Annotated in this window: 21 protein-coding genes; 17 read left to right on the top strand and 4 right to left on the bottom strand. The window is 70.5% G+C overall.

Annotated elements, in window-relative coordinates:
- Positions 1-7: 7 nt before the first annotated feature.
- The 4 genes from FHX45_RS25940 (at position 8) to FHX45_RS25925 (ending at position 4,628) form a co-directional block, all read left to right on the top strand.
- Positions 8-1,363 carry a glutamine synthetase family protein gene (locus FHX45_RS25940; RefSeq protein WP_167107236.1) on the top strand — a complete coding sequence of 452 codons (1,356 nt, stop codon included), beginning with the start codon at positions 8-10 and terminating at the stop codon, positions 1,361-1,363.
- Entirely contained in the window at positions 1,360-2,061 is a 702-nt protein-coding gene (locus tag FHX45_RS25935; RefSeq protein ID WP_167107233.1) for a gamma-glutamyl-gamma-aminobutyrate hydrolase family protein, read from the top strand. Before FHX45_RS25940 ends, FHX45_RS25935 begins: the two co-directional genes overlap by 4 nt.
- Positions 2,051-3,520 (top strand): purine-cytosine permease family protein, encoded by a 1,470-nt coding sequence (locus FHX45_RS25930; protein ID WP_167107230.1) that lies wholly within the window; start codon positions 2,051-2,053, stop codon positions 3,518-3,520. The genes FHX45_RS25935 and FHX45_RS25930 overlap by 11 nt, the downstream gene beginning before the upstream one ends.
- A gap of 73 nt (positions 3,521-3,593) precedes the next feature.
- Positions 3,594-4,628: a substrate-binding domain-containing protein gene (locus FHX45_RS25925; protein ID WP_167107227.1), complete on the top strand. Its 1,035-nt coding sequence runs from the start codon at positions 3,594-3,596 to the stop codon at positions 4,626-4,628.
- 45 nt (positions 4,629-4,673) lie between these two features.
- Here FHX45_RS25925 and FHX45_RS28660 read toward each other — a convergent pair whose 3' ends face one another.
- Positions 4,674-5,555 carry a BTAD domain-containing putative transcriptional regulator gene (locus FHX45_RS28660; RefSeq protein ID WP_167107224.1) on the bottom strand — a complete coding sequence of 294 codons (882 nt, stop codon included), beginning with the start codon at positions 5,553-5,555 and terminating at the stop codon, positions 4,674-4,676.
- A gap of 672 nt (positions 5,556-6,227) precedes the next feature.
- On the opposite strand from FHX45_RS28660, the gene FHX45_RS25915 reads away from it, so the two are divergent.
- From FHX45_RS25915 to FHX45_RS25860, 12 genes are read left to right on the top strand one after another with little or no spacing between them, the layout of a single operon-like run.
- A complete protein-coding gene (locus FHX45_RS25915; protein WP_167107221.1) occupies positions 6,228-6,899 on the top strand; it encodes a TcmI family type II polyketide cyclase in 672 nt (223 codons plus the stop codon).
- A complete protein-coding gene (locus FHX45_RS25910) occupies positions 6,881-8,620 on the top strand; it encodes an acetyl-CoA carboxylase carboxyltransferase subunit alpha (RefSeq protein WP_341771616.1) in 1,740 nt (579 codons plus the stop codon). Before FHX45_RS25915 ends, FHX45_RS25910 begins: the two co-directional genes overlap by 19 nt.
- On the top strand, positions 8,617-9,093 hold the full coding sequence (locus tag FHX45_RS25905; RefSeq protein WP_167107218.1) for an acetyl-CoA carboxylase biotin carboxyl carrier protein: 477 nt from the start codon (positions 8,617-8,619) through the stop codon (positions 9,091-9,093). The genes FHX45_RS25910 and FHX45_RS25905 overlap by 4 nt, the downstream gene beginning before the upstream one ends.
- Entirely contained in the window at positions 9,090-10,460 is a 1,371-nt protein-coding gene (accC, locus tag FHX45_RS25900; RefSeq protein WP_167107215.1) for an acetyl-CoA carboxylase biotin carboxylase subunit, read from the top strand. Before FHX45_RS25905 ends, accC begins: the two co-directional genes overlap by 4 nt.
- The gene (locus FHX45_RS25895; RefSeq protein ID WP_167107212.1) at positions 10,457-10,714 is read left to right on the top strand and encodes an acyl carrier protein; all 258 of its coding nucleotides are present in this window, start codon (positions 10,457-10,459) and stop codon (positions 10,712-10,714) included. The genes accC and FHX45_RS25895 overlap by 4 nt, the downstream gene beginning before the upstream one ends.
- A complete protein-coding gene (locus FHX45_RS25890; RefSeq protein WP_167107209.1) occupies positions 10,711-11,169 on the top strand; it encodes an SRPBCC family protein in 459 nt (152 codons plus the stop codon). Before FHX45_RS25895 ends, FHX45_RS25890 begins: the two co-directional genes overlap by 4 nt.
- Positions 11,166-11,564 carry a cupin domain-containing protein gene (locus tag FHX45_RS25885; protein WP_167107206.1) on the top strand — a complete coding sequence of 133 codons (399 nt, stop codon included), beginning with the start codon at positions 11,166-11,168 and terminating at the stop codon, positions 11,562-11,564. The genes FHX45_RS25890 and FHX45_RS25885 overlap by 4 nt, the downstream gene beginning before the upstream one ends.
- Positions 11,561-12,829, top strand: a complete 1,269-nt coding sequence (locus FHX45_RS25880) for a beta-ketoacyl-[acyl-carrier-protein] synthase family protein (RefSeq protein ID WP_167107203.1) — start codon at positions 11,561-11,563, stop codon at positions 12,827-12,829. The genes FHX45_RS25885 and FHX45_RS25880 overlap by 4 nt, the downstream gene beginning before the upstream one ends.
- The gene (locus FHX45_RS25875; protein ID WP_341771615.1) at positions 12,826-14,067 is read left to right on the top strand and encodes a beta-ketoacyl synthase N-terminal-like domain-containing protein; all 1,242 of its coding nucleotides are present in this window, start codon (positions 12,826-12,828) and stop codon (positions 14,065-14,067) included. Before FHX45_RS25880 ends, FHX45_RS25875 begins: the two co-directional genes overlap by 4 nt.
- Complete coding sequence (locus tag FHX45_RS25870; protein WP_167107200.1) at positions 14,064-16,313, top strand: FAD-dependent oxidoreductase; 2,250 nt, start codon at positions 14,064-14,066, stop codon at positions 16,311-16,313. The genes FHX45_RS25875 and FHX45_RS25870 overlap by 4 nt, the downstream gene beginning before the upstream one ends.
- The gene (locus tag FHX45_RS25865; protein ID WP_167107197.1) at positions 16,310-16,642 is read left to right on the top strand and encodes a putative quinol monooxygenase; all 333 of its coding nucleotides are present in this window, start codon (positions 16,310-16,312) and stop codon (positions 16,640-16,642) included. The genes FHX45_RS25870 and FHX45_RS25865 overlap by 4 nt, the downstream gene beginning before the upstream one ends.
- Positions 16,639-17,868, top strand: a complete 1,230-nt coding sequence (locus tag FHX45_RS25860) for a cytochrome P450 family protein (protein WP_167107194.1) — start codon at positions 16,639-16,641, stop codon at positions 17,866-17,868. Before FHX45_RS25865 ends, FHX45_RS25860 begins: the two co-directional genes overlap by 4 nt.
- A gap of 275 nt (positions 17,869-18,143) precedes the next feature.
- Here FHX45_RS25860 and FHX45_RS25855 read toward each other — a convergent pair whose 3' ends face one another.
- The 3 genes from FHX45_RS25855 to FHX45_RS25845 all read right to left on the bottom strand — a co-directional run bounded on the left by FHX45_RS25855 (position 18,144) and on the right by FHX45_RS25845 (position 19,642).
- Entirely contained in the window at positions 18,144-18,440 is a 297-nt protein-coding gene (locus FHX45_RS25855) for a hypothetical protein (RefSeq protein ID WP_167107191.1), read from the bottom strand.
- Between the two features lie 238 nt (positions 18,441-18,678).
- Entirely contained in the window at positions 18,679-19,092 is a 414-nt protein-coding gene (locus FHX45_RS25850) for a hypothetical protein (protein ID WP_167107188.1), read from the bottom strand.
- A 352-nt stretch (positions 19,093-19,444) separates the two neighbouring features.
- Positions 19,445-19,642, bottom strand: a complete 198-nt coding sequence (locus tag FHX45_RS25845; protein ID WP_167107185.1) for a hypothetical protein — start codon at positions 19,640-19,642, stop codon at positions 19,445-19,447.
- A 212-nt stretch (positions 19,643-19,854) separates the two neighbouring features.
- Between FHX45_RS25845 and FHX45_RS25840 the strand changes: the two genes are divergently transcribed.
- Positions 19,855-20,334, top strand: coding sequence for a hypothetical protein (locus FHX45_RS25840; RefSeq protein ID WP_167107182.1), 480 nt, complete (start codon positions 19,855-19,857; stop codon positions 20,332-20,334).
- Positions 20,335-21,239: the final 905 nt, after the last annotated feature.

The following is a 21,239-nucleotide window of genomic DNA, read 5'->3' as shown; positions in this document are numbered from 1 at the left end:
GACCCCGATGGACACCGTCAACCAGATCGATCCCGACCACGCGCGGCTGGCCCGCGAGCTGGCCGGCCAGGGCGTCAAGTACGCCGTCGCCGCCTGGGTCGACGTGCTCGGCCGGCCCAAGTCCAAGACCGTCCCCATCGACCACCTGCCCAACCTGCTCGCCGGTTCCGAGCGCTACACGCCGCGCGGCATGGGCGGCATCGGGCGGATGAACCCGGTGGAGGACGAGATCGCCGGGCTGCCGGACCTGTCCACCCTGCAGGTACTGCCGTGGGACCGCCGCGTCGCCTGGATGGTGGCGGACATGTCGTTCGGCGGCCGCGAGCCCTACGCGCTGTGCCCGCGGTCGATCCTCAAGCGGCAGATCGCGGCCGCGGCCGAGATGGGCTACGTCTGCCAGCTCGGCGTCGAACCGGAGTTCTACGTGTTCAAGCCGGAATCACTGGCCACCGGCAGTGCCGGCCTGGTGCCCATCTCGCTCAGCGAGCAGATCCGCCCCTCCCCCGCCTACGACGTGCAGTCCACACTGGACTCGCTGCCGTTCCTCGACCGCATGTGCGACTACCTCACCGAGCTCGGCTTCGGCGTGTTCAGCTTCGACGCCGAGGGCGGGGACGGCCAGTACGAGTTCGACTTCGCGCACGCCCCGGTCCTGGAGTCGGCCGACCGGATCACCCTGTTCCGGCTGGCCGCGCGGCAGGCGGCGCGGGAGTGCGGGCTCTACGCGACCTTCATGCCCAAGCCCTACTCCGACCTGTGGGGCTCCGGCGCGCACTTCAACATGAGCCTGGAGGACCGCACCGGCGTCAACATGTTCCGCGACGAGACCGGGCGCCAGGGCTGGTCGAAGGAGGCCTACCAGTTCGTGGCCGGGGTGCTGCACCACGCGCCCGCGCTCACCGCGCTCGCCAACCCCACCACCAACTCCTACCGACGCCTGGTGGACCGGCTCGCCGACGGCGAGATCTCGTGGGCCCCGACGAAGATCAGCTACGGCTACAACAACCGCTCGTGCATGATCCGGCTGCCCGCCAACCGGCCGGCACTGGAGAACCGGGCCGTGGACAGCGCCGCCAACACCTACCTGACCGCGGCGTTCATGCTCGCGGCGGGACTCGACGGGATCCGCCGCGGACTGGACCCGGGCGAACCCCGCGACGACCTGTCCTACACCGGTGACATCCCCCGGCTGCCGCGGACGCTGCTGGAGGCGGTCGAGGCGTTCCGGACCGATCCGCTCACGGCGGAGGTCTTCCACGAGGCGTTCGTGCGCGACTACGTGGAGATGAAGACCGGCGAATGGGAACGCGCCCACCGGGACGTGACCGACGCCGAACGTGACGCCTACCTGCTGAACCTGTGATCACCGTCGGCATCGTGGCCGCCCACCGCGACTGGACGGTGGCCGTGCCGCGCAACTACGTGGACTGTGTGCTCGCCGCGGGCGGGGTTCCCGTGCTCCTCCCGGTCTCACTCACCGGGGCCCGCTTGTCCGCGGCGGTCGACCACGTCGGCGCGCTGCTGCTGGCCGGCGGCGGCGACGTCGATCCGGCCCGCTACGGCGAACGCCCGTCGGCGACGCTGGACAAGGTCGATCCCGAGCGGGACGAATGCGAGATCCAGGCGTTCCGGCTGGCCCTGGAGAAGGGCCTGCGGGTGCTCGGCGTGTGCCGCGGCGCCCAGCTGATGGCGGTCGCCACCGGCGGCCGGCTCGTGCAGGACCTGCCCTCGGCCGGTTTCGGCGGGCACCTCGACGTGCACCGGGACCGCACCTACGCGGGACTGCGGCACGAGGTCAAGGCCGAACCCGGCACCCGGGCCGAGCGGGTCCTGGCCGGGCTGGACGAGGTCAATTCACATCACCACCAGGCGATCGCGGAGCCGGGCGAGCTGCTCGAGCCGACGGCGTGGTCGGCGGACGGGGTGATCGAGGCCGTGGAGGCGGCGAACCTGCTCGGCGTGCAGTGGCACCCGGAGACGGCGGCCGGTGTGGACGGCCGCCACCTCCGTGCCTTTCACTGGTTGACCGGCGGAGACAGGGGTGTACCCGATGAACTCTGACGTAGTGGAAGTAACCGGCCCGGCCGAGTTCGAGGACCGGGTCGGCCGGATCGAGCGCACCGGCATCGAGCACATCCCGGAGGAGGCGCGGAAATCCCGCCCCCGGAACCTGTTCACCATCCTGTTCGGCGGCAGTCTCACCTTCAGCGTCATCATCATCGGCTGGTTCCCGATCAGTTTCGGGCTGAGTTTCTGGCAGGCCACCTCGGCGGTGGTGGCCGGTTCGGCCGTGGGCGCGGCGCTGCTCACGCCGACCGGCCTGTTCGGGCCGCGGACCGGCACCAACAACCCGGTCTCCAGCGGGGCGTTCTTCGGCGTGGCCGGACGGCTCATCGGTTCACTGCTGGAGGCGACCGCGTCGCTGGCCTTCGCCGCGCTGAGCATCTGGACCGGCGGTGACGCGCTGGCCGGTGCGCTGAGCCGGTTCTTCGGGATGACCGACGCCACGGTCGCCCGGCTCGTCGCCTACGCGGTGCTCAGCGTGATCGTCACGCTGGTGTCCGTGCTCGGCCACGCGAACATGGTGGCCGCGCAGAAGTTCATGATCCCCACCGCCGGGCTGTGCCTGCTGGTCGGCATCGGGGTGTACGCCCGGCACTTCGACGCCTCCTACGGCGGTACCGGGCACTACGCCCTGGGCTCGTTGTTCCCGACCTGGGTGGCCTCGGCACTGCTGTGCGCCTCCACGGTGGCCTCCTACGGCGCGTACGCGGGTGACTGGACGCGGCACATCTCGCGCAAGCTGCACACCGACGGGTCGGTGATGCGCGCGATGTTCCTCGGCGGGCTGTTCGGGCTCGGCGGCCCGTTCATGTGGGGCACGTTCACCGCCACCGCGGTGTTCAACAACGGCGGGTTCGCCACGCCCTACGTGTTCGGGCTGGTCGACAACGCCCCGCTGTGGTTCGTCCCCGCGCTGATCTACCTGGGCCTGGCGTCCGGCACGGCCCAGGCGGTCATCAACACCTACGGCACCGGGCTGGACACCTCGGCGATCATCCCCCGGCTGAACCGGGTCCAGGCGACGCTGGTCGCCTGCGTGCTCGCCACCGGACTGGTCTACGTCGGGCACTTCAGCCACGCGGTGTCCGCGGCCGTGACGGTGTTCCTGCAGTTGCTCGCGTGTTTCTCGATCCCGTGGATCGTCATCGTCACCATCGGGCACGTGCGGCGCCGGGGCTACTACGACCCGGACGCGCTCCAGGTGTTCAACCGCGGTGAACGGGGCGGCATCTACTGGTTCCGCCACGGGTTCAACCTGTGCGGGCTCGGTGTCTGGATCGTGGCGACCACCGTCGGTTTGCTGTTCTCGGCGAACGAGTGGTTCACCGGCCCGGGTGCTCACCTGTTCGGCGGAGCCGATCTCGGGTTCCTCGTCGCCGGGTGTCTCGCGGCGCTGCTGTATCCCCTGGTCGTGCGGGTGTTCCCGGAGCCGGCCGAGGTGTACGGGCCGGGCTGAGCCGTGCCCCGTCACGGTGGCCGGTGTGCGCTAACCTGACCGGGTAGGACGTCGAGCCCGCGTGAGGAGTGCCGTGCCGCCGACCATCCGTGACGTGGCCGCGGCGGCGGGAGTCTCGATCACCACGGTGTCCCATGTGCTCAGCGGTCAGGGACGCATCTCCGAGGCCACCCGCCGCCGCGTGGCGAAAGCCGCGGCGGATCTGGGTTACCAGGCGAACATCCACGCCCAGCAGCTGGTGACGCGCCGGAGCCGGACACTGGCGATCCAGCTGGCGAACTCGGTGGAGGCCACGACGAGCAGTGCGCTGGTGCCGAATTCCGACTACTTCCTCGAGGTGCTCAACGGAGCGGCCGAAGCCGCCACCGGGCGGTCCTACGCGCTGCTGCTCACGCCGCCCGACGCCGACCTCGAAGCGCTCGACGCCTTCGCCGTGGACGGCGCGATCCTGGTCGACCCGCGCGGCGACGAACCGTTCTTCGCCACCGGCTGGAGCCGGAACCGGCCGCTGGTGACCACCGGCCGTCCGCTGGCCCGCAAGCGGCGGGTACCGGTGGTCGTCGACAACGACCTGACGGCCGCGGCGCGGCTGATGCTGGACCACCTGGCGGGCAACGGGTACCGGCGCCCGGCGCTGATCACGACCGACACGTCCCGCTCCTACACCGCCGACCTGGTGGCCGGCTACCGCGACTGGTGCACCGGCCACGGGCTCACCCCCCAGGTGGTCGAGCTGGACGAGCCGCCCACCACCGAGGGCGCGGCCACGGCGCTGGGCGGGCTGCTCGACCGGCGCACCCCGCCGGACGCGATCTTCACGACGTCGGAGAACCTCGCGCTCGGCGTCCTGCACGAGGCACAGCGACGCGGCTTGGCGGTGCCCGCCGCCCTGGGCATCTGCAGCGCGGTCGACAGCGGTTCCCTGCAGCTGACGTCGCCGCAGGTCACCGGGATGTTCGTGTACCCGCGCGAGGTCGGGCGCCAGGCCGCGATCGCGCTGATGGACCTCATCGACGACGGGCCGCGCCGCACCACCCGGCGGATCGAGATTCCCGTCCGGCTGAACGCGCGGGCCTCCACGCTGCGCGGCACCCCGCAGGCGGGCTGAGCGCGGGGGCACCCCGCCTGACGGCCGCCGCCGGGCGGGCGGTGCTCAGTCGTCGACCGCGCGCAGCAGTCGCCGGATCTCGGGGGACGGTTCGATGTCCAGCTCGGCCCGCAGCAGGTCTCGGTAGCGGCGGAACTGCCGGATGGCCTCGGTGTGGTTCCGTTCGAGCAGGTGCACCCGGATGATCGACCGGTGCGCGCTCTCCCGCAACGGGTCGATGTGCGCGCACACCATGGCGGTGTCCAGCGCCTCCACGTACCGGCCGGCGTCGGCCAGCCGTCCGGACGCCGCCTCCAGCGCGTGCAGCCGCAGCTGGCGGAGGCGTTCCCGCGCGGTCAGCACCCAGTCCTCGTACCAGCCGCAGAGCAGGTCACCGACGTGCAGCAGGCGCAGGATCTCGGCGGTGTCCGGCGGCTCGTCCGACCCGCCGTACAGGATCGACTCGGCGGCCTGGACGAGGTCGTGCACGTCCACCGACACCGACGGCGCCAGCGCGAGCATCTGCCTGCTGACCTGGACGACGCCCACGTCGCGGGTCGCGAGCCGGGACAGCGCGGACCGCAGGTTGGCGTAGGCCTGGGCGTCGGATCGTTCCGGCCACAGGGTGCCGGCCAGGAAGGAACGGTTGTGCGGCCCGTTCAGCGCGAGGAGCGCGATGAGCCGCTGCGCGGGCCCCGGCACGTCGACGTCGACCTGGTTGCGGGTCAGCCGCCAGGACGGCAGCAGTCGTACCGCGAACTCGGGGCGCGGTACCGGTGGCTGCTCGGTCCGCGCGCCGGTCGTCCGCTCCGCGGAGCGGCGCACCGGCACGGCAACGCGCGGCCGCGGCGGACCGGCGTCCAGGTCGGCGGGCTCGCCGTACCCGGTGCCGGCCTGCGCGACCGCGCCGGTTCTCGGTTCTGACTGGGGACGGGACCAGGTCGGCACAACCGGGGCTCCTCTCGTGTGGGAACGAGTGCCCGCTTCGTGCGTCACGGCGCGATCGAACCATCCGAGGCCGAAGCAGGGACGCCTGCCGGCCCACCCGGTGGCCCACGATGGCCGTGACCGGATACCCGGGCCAGCCGGATTGAACATCATTGAGGGAAATTGTAGCAGCGCCCGATTCCGATTTCGAGCAGAGGCCCGATCCGAAATAGAACCCGATCGAGTGGCGGAGATAGGTCCATCGAGCCGTTTAGTCCGCGACTGTCCGTTGGACGAGGGGATTCTTCTTGCACCGCAACAGGTGTTACCCGACAAGACGATCGCGCGAACGGTCCGTGACGACTGCCGGCACGCTCCGGAATCGTCACTCCGGACACAGATCATCGACGTCCCGGAATTGCACGGTACGCAGTGAATTCACGCATTTTGATGTTGGTCATTTCCGGCGGATACCGCCGAGGCGGCCACGCACCGGCCACGCTCCGGTGACGCCGTCGTCACGACCGGGCCACCACCCCGCGACCGCGCGGTCACGGCGCACCGGCGCCCGTGCCCCGCGGCCGCCACGTCGCGCGCACGCCGGGGGCACGGCGGCAGTGGTTCGCTGCACCTCGCGGTCACGAGCGGCACGACACCGCCCGGCCGCGGCCAGTAGCAGTGAGGAGGACTGCCATGACCTACCGAAGTGTGATCGTCGCCCGTATCCGCCCCGACTCGGAGGAGAAGGTCGCCGACATCTTCGCGCGCAACGACGAGACCACCAGACCCCAGGACTTCGGCGTGATCGGCCGGACCCTGTACTCGTTGAAGGACCTCTACATCCACGTCATCGAGCGCAACGTGGATCCCAAGGTGTCGCTGAGCAAGGCCCGGGGACTGCCCACGTTCCAGCAGATCTGCGAGGACATCGACCCGTACGTGACGCCGTACTCGGAGAACTGGAAGGTCCCCGCGGACGCCGTCGCCAAGGAGTTCTACCACTGGACCCCGAACGGGAACGAGTCCCGGCCGGCGAACTACCAGGCGGTGATCGTGGCGCGCATCAAGCCCGGTACCGAACCGGAGGTGGCGCGCATCTTCGCCGAGTCGGACGCCGGGCCGCTCCCGGTGAAGATGGGCATCACCGCCCGTTACCTGTATTCGCTCGAGGACGTGTACCTGCACGTCATCGAACGCGCCGACGCCCCGGTCGCCACCGCGATGCAGGAGAACCACGGCCGGCCGGCCTTCGCGAAGATCATGGAAGACCTCAGCTCCTACATCAGCCCCTACGACCCGGACAACTGGCGCACGCCGGCGGACGCGGTCGCGAAGGAGTTCTACCGGTGGCGAGCCGACGACTGAGCGCGCCGGCGCCGGGCAAGCTCTCCTCCGTGTCCGCGGGCGACGCGGCCGGCTGGGTGAGCTGTCCCGGCTGCCGGACGCTGCTGTACCGCAAACGGCTGGCCCGTGACCTCGGCGTGTGCGCCGAATGCGGCCACCACACCCGGTTGTCCCCCTGGCAGCGGATCGCCCAGCTCGTCGACGTCGGCACATTCGTCGAGCGGACCGCGGACGCCCTGCCGCCGACCGCCGACCGGCACCGGGACCCGCTCGGGTTCCACGACCAGCAGCCGTACCGGCACCGGCTCGCCACCGCAGGCCGGGAGTCCGGCGAACCGGAGGCCGTCGTGTTCGGCACGGCCGAGGTCGGCGGGTTCCCGCTGGTGGTCGCCGTGCTGGACTTCCGGTTCCTCGGCGGGAGCATGGGCACCGCCGTCGGCGAATGCGTCACCGCGGCCGCCGAGCGCGCGCGGCGCACCCGCACACCGTTGCTGCTGGTCACCTCCTCCGGCGGCGCGCGGATGCAGGAGGGCTGCCTGTCGCTGATGCAGATGGCCAAGACCGCGCAGGCCATGGCCCGGCTGCGGGACGACGGGGTGCTCTCCGTCTGCCTGCTCACCGACCCGACGTTCGGCGGGGTCAGCGCGTCGTTCGCGACGCTCGGTCACGTGGTGCTCGCGGAGGCCGGGGCGCTCGTCGGGTTCGCTGGTCCGAGGGTGATCAGCGAGACCGTCGGGCAGGAGCTGCCGGCCGGTTTCCAGACCGCCGACTTCCTCGCCGACCACGGGATGGTCGACGCGGTCGTGCCCCGTGCCGAGGTGCGCCCGCTGGTGCGCCGGCTGCTGCGCATCCACGCGCCGGGTGCCCGCACCCGGTCCGGTCCCGGCGGCGGGGCGCCGGCGATCGACCGCGCCGCCGCGCTCACCACCACGGACCCGTGGGAGACGGTCCGCCGGGCCCGGCACGTCGACCGGCCGTCCACCGCCGACTACCTGGCGACCGCGTTCGACGAGTTCTGCGAGCTGCGCGGGGACCGCTGCTTCGGCGACGACCCGGCCGTGATCGGCGGCCCGGCCCGGATCGGTGACCGGCCGGTGATGCTGATCGGTCACCAGAAGGGGCACACCACCTCCGAGCGGGTGGCCAGCAACTTCGGCATGGCCCACCCGGAGGGCTACCGGAAGGCGCGGCGGCTGATGGAGTACGCGGCCTCGCTGCGGCTGCCGGTGGTCTGCCTGGTCGACACGCCCGGCGCGTACCCGGGGATCGAGGCGGAGGAGCGCGGACAGGCCACCGCCATCGCCGAGTGCATCGCGCGGGCCAGCACGCTCCCGGTCCCGATCGTGTCCGTGATCACCGGCGAAGGCGGCAGCGGGGGCGCGCTCGCCCTGGCCACCGCCGACCGGGTGCTGATGCTGGAGAACGGCTTCTACTCGGTGATCAGCCCGGAGGGCTGCGCGGCGATCCTGTGGCGGTCCGCGGACGCCGCTGCCGAGGCGGCCCGGGCGCTGCGGATCACCGCACCGGAACTGCTCGACCTCGGCATCGTGGACGCCGTCGTCCCCGAGCCCGCGGGTGGCGCGCAGCTGGCTCCGGACGTCGCCGCCGCCAACCTGCGGCGGGCGGTCCTCGATCAGCTCGACGAGCTGGCCGGCATCCCGGCGCGCGAACTGCTCTCCCTGCGGTACCGGCGGTTCCGCTCCTTCGGTGAGCGGCGGACGAGCGAGGTGAGGTCGGCATGACCGGCACCGGGCACACCGACGAGCACTGCGCCATCCTGCACGCGCTGGCCGCCGAGGTGGCCGCGGTGACCCGGCTGCCGGGCACGGTGCGGCGGATCGCCATGCACGCCGCCGGGCACAGCCTCGAGGTGGAGTGGACGGACCCGGAACCGGCGGCCGTCCCGGGACGGCCGTCCGCGGACCCGGTCGCGGCGGCCACCGGCGCGGTGGACGGGGTGCTGGACGGGGTGGTGGTGCGCGCACCGCTGGTCGGGACGTTCTTCACCGCGCCGCAGCCGGGTGCGCCCGCGTTCGTGGCACCGGGCGACGCCGTGGAGAAGGGCCAGACGCTGGCGATCGTGGAGGCGATGAAGCTGATGAACCCGGTACTCGCCGAGTGCACCGGCACGGTCGTCGACGTGCTGGTCGGCAACGGCGAGCCCGTGGAGTTCGACCAGCCGCTCGTCGTCCTGGCACCGGGGACGCCGGGATGATCCGCCGGATGCTGGTGGCCAACCGGGGCGAGATCGCGGTGCGGGTCGCCCGCGCCTGCCGCGAGCTGGGCATCGAGGTGGTGGCGGTGTACTCCACCGCCGATCGCGAAGCGCAGCACGTCGCGGTCGCCGACACCGCGGTGTGCGTGGGGTCCGCCGCCCCGAAGGACAGCTACCTCAACATCCCCAACCTGATCGAGGCGGCGCGGCAGACCGGCGCGGACGCGGTCCACCCCGGCTACGGCTTCCTGTCCGAGGACCCGGACTTCGCCGAGGTCTGCGCCGCCGAGGGGCTCACCTTCGTCGGTCCCCCGCCCGGGGTGATGGCCGAACTCGGCGACAAGGCCGCGGTCAAGGGGTTGATGGCGAAGGCCGGGCTCCCGCTGCTGCCCGGCACCGACACCCCGGTGGACACGGTGGAGGACGGCGAGCGGGTGGCCGCGGGGATCGGCTACCCGGTGATCATCAAGGCGGCGGCCGGCGGCGGCGGGCGGGGCATGACCGTGGTGCCGGACAGCCACGAGTTCCGGTCCGCCTACCTCGCCACCCGCAGCGCCGCGCACGCCGTGTTCCGGGACAGCGCGGTGTACCTGGAACGGTTCCTCGTCGGCGCACGGCACGTCGAGATCCAGGTGCTGTGCGACCAGCACGGCCACGCGGTGCACCTGGGCGAACGGGACTGCTCGGTGCAACGGCGGCACCAGAAGCTCGTCGAGGAATCCCCGTCCACCCGGCTGGACGACCGGCTGCGGGCGGAGATGGGACAGGCCGCGGTCCGCGGTGTGCGGTCCATCGGCTACACCGGGGTGGGGACCATGGAGTTCCTCGTCGGCGAGGACGGCCGGTTCTACTTCCTGGAGCTCAACGCGCGGATCCAGGTCGAGCACCCGGTCACCGAGGTGGTCACCGGGATCGACCTGGTCGCCGAGCAGATCCGGGTCGCCGCCGGTGAGCCGCTCAGGCTGGCCCAGGACGATGTGCGGTTCACCGGTGCGGCGATCGAATGCCGCATCAACGCCGAGGATCCCGACCGCTCCTTCGCCCCGGCACCGGGCGTGCTGGACCGGTGGGAGCCGCCCGCCGGTCCCTGGATCCGGGTGGACGCCGGATACCGGACCGGTGACCGGGTGCCGCCGCACTACGACTCGCTGCTCGCGAAGGTCGTCGCCTGGGGTCCCGAACGCCCGGTCGCGCTGGCGCGGATGGACCGGGCGCTGGCCGAGCTCGACGTGCACGGCGAGGGGATCCGCACGACGGCGGGTTTCCACCGGGCCGTGCTGAACCACCCGGCGTTCCGCGCCGGCGAGCACACGATCCACTTCGTCGACGAATTCCTGAACGAGGAGAAAGGAGACGGTACGTCATGATCACCCACGAGTTCCGCTTGTCGGACCTGATGGACATCCTCGAGGAGAAGGCCGGGCTTCCGGCACAGGACCGGACGGCCGACGGGAGCCTCACGCTCGACGCCGTCGGTCTGGATTCCCTGGCGTTCCTGGCCGTGCAGGCCGCGCTCGAAGCCCGGTACGGGTTCGAGCTCCCCGACGAGGGCCTGGAACGCGGCTCGTTCGCGGAGGTCGTCGCCGCGGTCAACCGGCAGCTGGAGGAGCACGCGGCATGAGCGGGCACACCGAAAACACGATCTACATCGACGCGCCGATCGACAAGGTCTGGGAGATGACCAACGACGTGGCCTCCTGGCCGGACCTGTTCACCGAGTACGCGAGCGCGGAGATCCTCGGCCGCCACGGCAACACGGTGACGTTCCGGCTGACCATGCACCCCGACGCGGACGGCACCAGCTGGAGCTGGATCTCCGAACGCACCCTCTACCCGCAGCAGCGCCGGGTCCTGGCCCACCGGGTGGAGAAGGGCCCGTTCGAGTACATGGACATCGAATGGACCTACCACGAGGAAGGCACCGGCACCCGGATGCGCTGGGTGCAGGACTTCGCCATGCGGACCGACGCGCCGGTCGACGACGCCGCGATGACCGAGCGGATCAACAGCAACTCCAAGGTCCAGATGGAGATCATCGCGCGCAAGGTCGAGCAGGTCGTGGAGCACACCCCATGACCGCCACCGCGAACTCGGCCCGGGTCGTCGGCACGGACGACGTCGCACCCAACCGCCGCCGGGGCGGCGACGTCCGCACCCTGTTGTCCCCGGCGACGGTCGGCACCACCACGGGCTTCCTCGGCACCGTGACCCTGGGACCCGGCGAGGTGGTGACCGAGCACTGGCACCCGTACTCCGAGGAGTACCTGTTCTGCGTGCGCGGCACGATCACGGTGCGCCTGGACGGGGATCCGGTCACGGTGCCGGCGAACCACGGCGTGCACATCCCCATCGGGGTCCGGCACCGGCTGATGAACGAGGCCGCGGACGAGGCGCTGGCGGTGTTCAGCCTCAGCCCCCTCGCGCCGCGCCCCGAGCTCGGCCACGTCGACACCGAAGGGCAGCCGGGATGAGCGCACGCACGTCGGTGATCACCGGGATCGGCGTGGTGGCGCCCGGTGGCAACGGGCGCAAGGAGTTCTGGCAGCGCATCACCAGCGGCCGGACCGCCACCCGGCGGATCTCGTTCTTCGACCCGGACCAGTTCCGCTCCCAGATGGCCGCCGAGTGCGACTTCGACCCGCTGGCCGCCGGGCTGACCCCGCAGGAGGTCGAGCGCAGCGACCGCTTCGCCCAGTTCGCGCTGGTCGCGGCGAGCGAGGCGGTCGCCGACTCGGGGCTGGAGCCCGACGCGCTCAACCACGACCGGCTCGCCGTGGCCATGGGCAGCGCGGTCGGGGCCACCACGCGGCTGGAGGACGAGTTCGTGGTGCTCTCCGACGGCGGGCGCCACTGGCTGGTCGATCCGCGCTACGGCACCCGGTTCCTGTACGAGGCGCTGGTGCCGAGCAGCATGGCGGCCGAGGTGGCGGTCCGGTTCGGCGCCAACGGCCCGGCCGCGGTGATCTCCACCGGATGCACGTCCGGGATCGACGCGGTCGGGTACGCGCACCAGCTGATCGAGGACGGCGACGCCGACGTGGTGATCGCCGGTGCCACCGACGCCCCGATCTCGCCGATCACGATGGCGTGCTTCGACGCCATCCGGGCGACCTCGGCCCGCAACGACGACCCGGAGCACGCCTCCCGCCCGTTCGACGCCGGCCGGGACGGCTTCGTGATGGGCGAGGGTGCGGCGGTCCTGGTCGTGGAGGAGGCCGGGCACGCCCGGCGCCGCGGCGCGCACCTCTACTGCCAGGTCGCCGGATACGCCAACCGCTGCAACGCCTTCCACATGACGGGGCTGCGCCCGGACGGGGTGGAGATGGCCGCGGCGATCGACGACACGCTCCGCCAGGCGCAGCTGCCCGCGGAGGCCGTCGACTACGTCAACGCGCACGGGTCGGGCACCAAGCAGAACGACGTGCACGAGACCGCGGCGTTCCGGCGTGCGCTGGGCGAGCACGCCTACCGGGTGCCGGTCAGCTCGATCAAGTCGATGATCGGGCACTCGCTCGGCGCCATCGGGTCGATCGAGCTGGCCGCGTGCGCGCTGGCGATCACGCACGGCGTGGTGCCGCCGACGGCGAACTACGAACGCCGGGATCCGTTGTGCGACCTGGATTACGTGCCGGTCACGGCCCGGGACCAGGCGCTGGACGTGGTGCTGTCGGTGGGCAGCGGGTTCGGCGGGTTCCAGTCGGCGATGCTGCTCACCGGACCGGGGAGGTTGCCGTGAACGCGGTCGTGATCACCGGGATCGGCATCGTCGCCCCCAGCGGCGTCGGCACCGAGCCGTACTGGCGGTCCACCATGGACGGTGAGCTGCACGTGCGGCCGATCGAGGCGTTCGACGCCAGCGGCTACGACACGACGATCGCCGGTCAGGTGCCCGGGTTCCGGGCGGAGGACTACATCGACGACCGGCTGACCGTGCAGACCGACCGGTGGACCTGGATGGCACTGGCGGCGGCGGGGTTCGCGCTCGAGGACGCCGGCTACGACGTCGGCGGCCGGGACCGCTACCACACCGGGGTGGCGTTCGGCAGCGGCTCCGGTGGTGTGGAGTTCGGCCAGCGGGAGATCCAGGCGCTGTGGTCGCAGGGCCGGCGCGCGGTCAGCGCCTACCAGTCCATCGCGTGGTTCTACGCCGCCAACACCGGCCAGGTGTCCATCCGGCACGGCACGAAGGGACCGTCCAGTGTGGTGGTCACCGAGGGCGCCGGCGGGCTGGACAGCATCGGTTACGCGCGCCGGACGATCCGCCGGGGGACGCCGACCGTCATCGCCGGTGGCACCGAGGCGCCGCTGTGCCCGTACTCACTGGCCTGCCAGTCGGCGAGCGGCCGGCTGACGACCAACCCCGACCCCCGGTACGGCTACAAGCCGTTCGACGTGTCGGCCAACGGCTACGCCCCGGGCGAGGGCGGCGCGGTGCTGGTCGTCGAGGACATCGAGCAGGCCCGCCGCCGGCACGCCGAGCGGATGTACGCCGAGGTCGCCGGGTACGCGGCGACGCACGACGCGCACCACCACCACCGCCCCGCCACCGACGCCACCCAGCTGACCCGGTGCATGCGGCGGGCGATCGAGGACGCCCGGATCGAGCCGCAGGACGTCGACCTGGTGATCGCCGACGGCGCGGGCAGCCGGGAGCTGGACGCGCTCGAGGTGCGGGCGATCCGCGACACCTTCGGCGACTACGCCGGCGAGGTCCCGGTCACCGCGCCGCAGGGCTACATCGGACGGTTGTGCGCGGGCGGATCGGCGCTCAACCTCGCGGCCGGGATGCTCGCCATGCGCGACGGCGTGGTGCCCGCCGTGGGCAACCTGGACGACCCGGTCCCCGGGTACGGCCTGGACTTCGTGCGCGAGCTCCGCCGGATGCCGGTGGACGTCGTCCTCGTCAACGGCCGCGGGTACGGCGGGTTCAACAGCACCGTCGTCCTGCGCAAGCCGGCCGGGGAGAGCGGATGATCCGGGCGATGTACCGGTTGCGCGCCCGGCCGGGGGCCGAGGGCGCGATCGAAGCCGCGTGGCGGACGGTGTCCGGGCGGATCGGCGCGCTGGCCGGCAACCGCAGGCGCGAACTACTGCGGGACGCCGACGATCCGCGCTCGTTCGTCGTGGTCACCGAGTGGGCCGACGAGCGGGCGCTGCGCGACTACCGGGGCGGCCCGGTCGCCGCGGACCTGGCGGCGGCGTTCCGCCCGCTGCGGCAGATGTGCGGCGACGAGGCGTTCCACGTGCTGGAAACCGTTGCCGGGCAGGGGCCACCGATCCGGGTCGAGTTCACCGTGACCGTGCCGGAGGACCGGCGCACCGACTTCGAGCGCGGCTACGCCGAGGTCGCCGCGCGCATGGCCGGCGTGCCGGGGTACGTGGGTGAGGAGCTGCTCCGCGATCCCGGCACCTGCACCTACCACATCTTCGCGGAATGGAGCAGCGAGGAGGCGTTCCGCGCCTGGGTCGACGACCCGGACCACACCCTGCGGACCGGTCCGATCCTGCCGTTCACCGCCGACTTCCGTCGCCGCATCCTGCACATCACTGCGCGTCCGGAAACGGTCGCCGGCAAGGAGAACCACATGAGCACCACAACCGATGTCCTCGTCGTCGGTGCGGGTCCGGCCGGGCTGACCACGGCCGTCGAGCTCGCCCGGCGCGGAATCGACTGCCGCGTCGTGGAAAAGCGCGCCGAACCGCCGGCCCACGCCGACAAGGCGATCGGCGTGCACTGCCGCACCATGGAGATCTGGGAGGACCAGGGCATCGTGCGCGATGCCATGGACAGCGGGATCTGGCTGACCGGGCAGGCGGTGTTCGTCAACGGCACCGAGATCCACCGGATGAGCTGGGAGCTGCCGGAACTGCCGTACGCGCACCTGGGTCTGCCGCAGTACGAGACCGAGCGCATCCTCACCCAGCGGCTCGCCGCCCTCGGCGTCCGTCCGCGGCGGGGCGCGGAGCTGACCGGCTTCACCCAGGACGCCGACGGCGTGGTGGCCACGCTCGCGGTGGACGGCGGTACCGAGACCGTGCGTGCCCGGTACCTGGTGGGCTGCGACGGCGCGCACTCGACGGTGCGCGAGCGGCTCGGGCTGACCTTCACCGGTGGGCTCGGCCGGTTCCCGCAGCTGTTCATGCTGGCCGACGTGGACGTGGCGTGGGACGTGCCGGACGGGCACCTGCTCCGGTTCCTGCACGAGACCGACGGGAAGATGGACAACATGCTCGTCTGCGTCCCGTTGCGCGGCGAGTCCCGCTACCGGGTCGCGACGGTGGCACCGCCGCGGTTCTTCGCGCAGACCGGCGGGCGGGACGCGCCGCCGGGGTTCTCCGCCGAACTGGCCGAGCCGGAGCTGGCCGACGTGCAGGCGGCGTTCGACCAGCTCGCCCCGGCCGGGTCCCGGGTGTCGAACCTGCGCTGGTCGTCGGTGTTCCGGATCAGCCACGGGATCGTGGACCGGTACCGGGAGGGCCGGGTGTTCGTGGCCGGCGACGCGGCGCACCTGCACCCGCCGGCCGGCGGGCAGGGCATGAACACCGGGATCCAGGACGCCTACAACCTGGCCTGGAAGATCGCCCTGGCGGTGAAAGGCGTTGCCGCGCCGGGACTGCTGGATTCCTACGAGACGGAGCGGCGGCCGCAGGGCGAGGAGGTCGTCGGGCGCGCGGTGCGGCTGGCGGGCACCGACGAACTGGACCGCGAGGACCTGAAACGCCAGTTCCTGCAGGAGATGTCCATGCTGGTGTCCTATGCGGACAGTCAGTGGGTCGGCGAGTCGGGCGGTTTCGACGGCGGACCGGGACCGGGCGAGCGCGCCCCGGACGTGGGCGGGCTGCGGCGGCGCGGGGTCGGCCACCCGCTGCGGCTGCACGACCTGACCCGCGGCACGCGGCACACGCTGCTGATCTACGCGGACGATTCGGCAGCCGAGGCCGACGTGCTCGTCGCGGAGAAGCTGTGCGCCGACGCCCGCGCGCGATCCTGCGGCGAACTCGACGTGTACCTGCTGCTCAGCCCGACCGCGCCGGCGCCGGTGATGCTGGACCCGCCGGTGCTGCGGGACCAGGGCGAGGAGTTCCGCGGGACCTACGCCGTCGCCGGGACCGCGCTGTACCTGGTGCGCCCGGACGGCCACGTGGGGTTCCGCAGCCGTCCCGCGGACGGTGACGCGCTGGCCGCGCACCTGCGCGGGGTCTTCGGGGGCACCCGATGACGGCGGCAGGTCCGGCGGGCACGGTGCGCACGGTCCTCGCCATGCGGGCCCGGGCCGGGTGCGAGCAGCGGTTCGAGGCGGCCTGGCTCAGCGCCGCCGAGGAGATCGGCCGGCTGGACGGGTGCCTGCGGCAGGACCTGGTGCGCGACACCGACGACCCGCGCAGCTACCTGATCATCAGCGACTGGGCGGACCGGGAACTGCTGGAGGCGTTCGGCCGCAGCGAGCACCGGGACCGCATGATGCGGGTGGTCCGCGAGCTGCGGGAGTCCGCCCGGCGACAGACCTACCAGGTCCTGTACAGCCTGCGAAGCGAGGAGGCGCGATGACCGAGCACCCCGTCCCGGCGTCGGAGCTGTACACCGAGTCGTTCGCCGCCGACCCGTACCCGGTCTGGGCGCGGCTGCGCGAACAGGCCCCGGTGTGCCCGGTCAGCTCGCCCCGGTTCGACTCGTACCTGATCACCAGGTTCGACGACGCCAGGGACGCGCTGACCGATCCGCGGCTGTCGAAGGACCTCTACGGCCCCGGCGAGCACTACCTGCGGCTCTTCGGGCCGAACTCGGCCGAGCTGAACAAGAACATGCTCAACTCCGACCCGCCGGAGCACACCCGGTTGCGGCGCCTGGTGTCCCAGGCGTTCGCGCCGCGCCGGATCGAGGCGCTGCGGCCGCGGATCGCGGAGGTGGTCGACGGGCTGCTGGACAAGATCGTCCCGGCCGGGGAGTCCGACCTGATGCGGGAGTTCGCCATCCCGCTGCCGATGGTGGTGATCTGCGAGCTGCTCGGCGTCCCGGAGATCGACCACGACCGGTTCATCGGCTGGACGCAGGTGATCCGCACGTCCGGGTCCATCAAGCGCAGTCCCGAGGAGGAGCGGGCCGCGGTGCAGCAGGCCCAGCTGCAACTGCACGACTACCTGGCGGATCTGGTGCAGCGCAAGCGGACCGAGCCGGGTGACGATCTGATCAGCGCGCTCATCGACGCCTGCGACCAGGACGGCAGGCTGTCCGAACGGGAGCTGGTGTCGACGACGTTCCTGTTGCTGTTCGCCGGGCACCAAACCACCGCGGACTTCCTCGGCAACGCCGTGCTGGCGCTGCTGTGCCATCCCGGGCAGCTGGACCTGCTGCGTGAGCGGCCGGAGTTGCTGCCGAACGCCGTCGAGGAGCTGCTCCGCTACGACGGACCGCTCCCGGTGGCCAGTCCCCGGGTGGCCACCGAGGACGTCGAGTACGACGGCACGCGGATCCCGCGCGGGTCGATCGTCGGGGTGGTGCTGAACGCGGCGAACCACGACCCGCGGCGGTTCGACGATCCGGACCGGCTGGACGTGCGCCGGACGGGTCCGCACCTGGGTTTCGGCTACGGCGTGCACTATTGCCTCGGCGTCTCGCTGGCCCGGATGGAGGCGCTGATCGGCATCGGCGCGCTGATCGACCGCCTGCCCGGACTCCGGCTGGCGGTCCCGGTGGACGAGCTGCGCCGCCTGCCGCCGGCCTCCCCGTTCCGCGGTCTGCTCGAGCTGCCGGTCCGGTTCACCCCGGACCGGTAGACGCGGCCGGCACGACGGCTGGGCGGTCATGTCGGGGGATCGCCCGGCCATCGCGCCTCAGTCCGGCTTCTTGACTTCGTACGCCTCGCGCGTGAGGTCATCGTCCGCGCCCAGGGCTGACGCCGTTCCCGGGCCAGCGGCGGTTTTGCCCTGGCCGCGGGATTCGCGCGGATGAAGGTCCGAAGTGAGCCGTGACACGCTGTTCTGGCACGGATCCTCGAGCTCGACGAGTTTAACCGGCCTCCTACCGACGGGCCCATCGTTTGGTCTACGAGCTAGGCGGAATTGCGCAAACCCTCGATCGCATCCAGCTCAGCAGTCAGTACTGAGTGCCATGACGCCATTTCAGGGTCCTCCGGATCCATCTGGACCAACTCACCCCTTATCTCGCCGAGCGCAGCCCAGTCAATGGATCCGTGATTGATCTTGTCCGTCAGGAAGCCACTCAAAGTGGAGTCAATCTCGACCAATCGCGCCCATTCGTCGAAATCCCGGCCCTTCAGCGGCTGCGCAGGAGGACGCGTTCGCGACAGTCTCTCAAGAATCACACGGTACGGATCCAAGTTGACCATGTTCTGTAAGTCCTTACCTGGCGAGAGACGATTCCTTGCTCCGACTCGCTTCGACAGCGCGATTTCCTACCGTGCGCAGTCCTTGAGCGACTGCCCTGGTTTGCCGTGTTCGCATGATGGTAGCGTAGGCTTTGGAGGCAGTTAGGGAAAGCGTCTCTGTTCCAGCGTCGCGCGCTTAACCTGAGCTGCATCGATCGCTTCGACGAGCGCGGCCGGGAACCCAAGGTTTCGAAGCCGCTCACTTGAGCGAGAAACCAGAGGCAGGCAGAAGATGCGCCCTCAATTCCGACGAGTAAAGTTCTACAGACAGAGCTGTCGTTTCGAACGAAAACCCCTCTCGTCCATTTTCGACATTGCGCCAATGATCGATATTCATCAAGAGCCCAAAGGCGTATATCGGATCTATTCCGCGGGGCAGATATGGTTCAACTTTTAGCACCTCAGCGTCTACAAATTCGAATGAAACCCCACGATCCGGGTCTTCATCCATGCGGAAATCGATAAACACGGACATACTAGATTTGTTCGACACGAAGCGGACAGCCACCACGTGAGCCTGGTTTCTCAGGTCGAGGTTACCGGCATCATCCAAGTCGAAGTCAATGTGACCCGGTCTGCGCTCAAGGTCTGCGAGCCCAGTGAACTTCACCACCACAACTCCTACCGCCTCCGCAGATGACCGTGCACTCTGACAATATCCCTCAAGCCCATACTCGATACTGGCCCCTTGCTCTCCCTACCTTCATTCGGATTCCTGGATTTCCGCCCTGGATATATTCGCGCGGAGCCGGAACAAGCGGCCGACGGTTTTCTCATGGTGAGCCCTTACCGTGCGAATCGTATGCGGCCCAACCTTTCCGATGCTCGATCTCGACCCTCACCTTACCCCTATTCAGGGTTCTCGATACGCGCGCCGCAACCTTCGCCTTCGCAGCATGGTTTTACTCGTGACACCGCCCCGCCGATGGCCTTGGCCACCTTGACGGCTCGTCCGACCCATCGGTTCACACCTCCGGTGATGGCGGATGCGGCGAACTGGGCCGTTGTGCCCAGTTGCCTTGAATGGCGTTGCCGGCGGCAGCCGCGCCACTCGCGACCGCACCGATGGGTCCGGGAATGTTCGACGCGACCTCGGCGACCGCGGCAACATGCCGGTCCCCGGTGTGCTCAGCCAGACTGGCCGACTCGAAGCCGTCGATCAACGGCCCTCTCGGCTCGTGAGCTGGTTCACCGACAACGAGCTAGCCGCGGCCGCGGGCGTGCTCGGCCATCCGTCGCGCCAGGTGATGGAGCACAAAAATCCGTCCTTGAAGCCGCCCCGACACGCTCTTACAACTGATCGGTGTCGGCCTGTTTTTGGTCGGATCGGTAATTGGTTTGCCTGGGAGTCGTCGGTCAGAGCAGGATCAGGGACATGCCGAGGACATTCATTGGGTTCCGGGGCGTCGGATTCTGGGCGCCCGACGCCCACACCGAGACGTGGATGTACCTGGTGTGCGCCGAAATCGACCGTACGTCCGCACCGCCGGGCTGGCTGCTGGAGGCCCGGGAGTGGTGGTCCGTACTCGCCACGGTCCGTATCAACGGCGTCATGGACCCGAGCTACGACACACACCTCGGTGAGGACGAGGCGCGGATCGGGCTTGTGCAGGAAATCCATGAGCGCGTGCTGCGCCGCTTCGAGTCATTCGGCGAGAAGATGCCACGGCTGAGCGTGCCTGAGGCCGTCTGGGCCTTCGACGGCTCCGTCGATACCGAGTTGTTCGCCAACACCTTTGCGTCTTTCGCCGGTGTGTTGCGTGGTGAGGGCGACCACCTGGAGCAAGATGTAGTCGCATCCAAGGGGAGTGTTGCGAGAAAGGCCCGGCATTTGTTCCGTCGTCCCCGTTACTGACCCGCCCCGAACCGACTACATCACGGAGTCTTCGCCTCGCAGCGCAGGTCCATCGACGCGATCTGTCTGTTCCGGCGACGGACAAAGTGGCGGTGCGCACCCGGCACTGCTGCTTGGCGCCACCCTGCCAGCGCAAGCGGCCTGCACTCCCCTGGTCATCCGGCACGACCTCCGGTTTGAGCTGGTTGACTGATGCCGGGGGGCGGTCCATCACCTGCGGAAGATCGCCGGCATGGCGCGCTCACCACAACGCATGGGTACCCGTACCCGGACCACGCGTCGATCACCGGTGCGGCCAGCTGCTGATCGCCGGTCCCGAACTGGTCCCAAGCTCAGGGCCGCGGGGATCGGGACAGTGATCATCTGCCGGATAGACGAAAAGCCCCTGACCTGGGTATTCATCCAGATCAGGGGCTCTTTGTCGACCGTCGGGCTGACAGGATTTGAACCTGCGACCCCTTGACCTTATTCGCCTCTCCCCCGACCTGCGCCGCAAGCGTCATACCCCTTGTGAGCTGCGGGAACGCCTCACAACGTCTCATGACGTTTGCCGTGCGTTCCTGGCCTCATGTGGCATGAATATGGCATGCATTGGCCTTCGAAGTTCCCTACTAGTGGGGGTCCTGCTCGCCATCCCGTCGACCTGGCGTAGCCCGATCACGCCGCGTCAAGGGGGCAACGTCCCGCCCCCGCCCACGCGTCCCTCGGAAAGCTTGCCCCCTTGACACGGCGTGATAGCCCTCGGGGAGGTCGATGGGATGGCGAGAAGGGCCACCGCGGACCGCAACGTTCGTGCACTCCCCTGCCATCCCGGAGATCTGCCCGCCCGGCGAGGGCATCTTTTCAGCGTTGCTCTGGCGGCCCCTTCGGGATAGAGCCGCTGGCCTCCTCACGCCCCCGCAGCC

This window comes from Amycolatopsis granulosa (genome assembly GCF_011758745.1).
Taxonomy (GTDB): Bacteria; Actinomycetota; Actinomycetes; order Mycobacteriales; family Pseudonocardiaceae; genus Amycolatopsis_E; species Amycolatopsis_E granulosa.
This window is presented reverse-complemented; position numbering and strand designations above follow the sequence as displayed.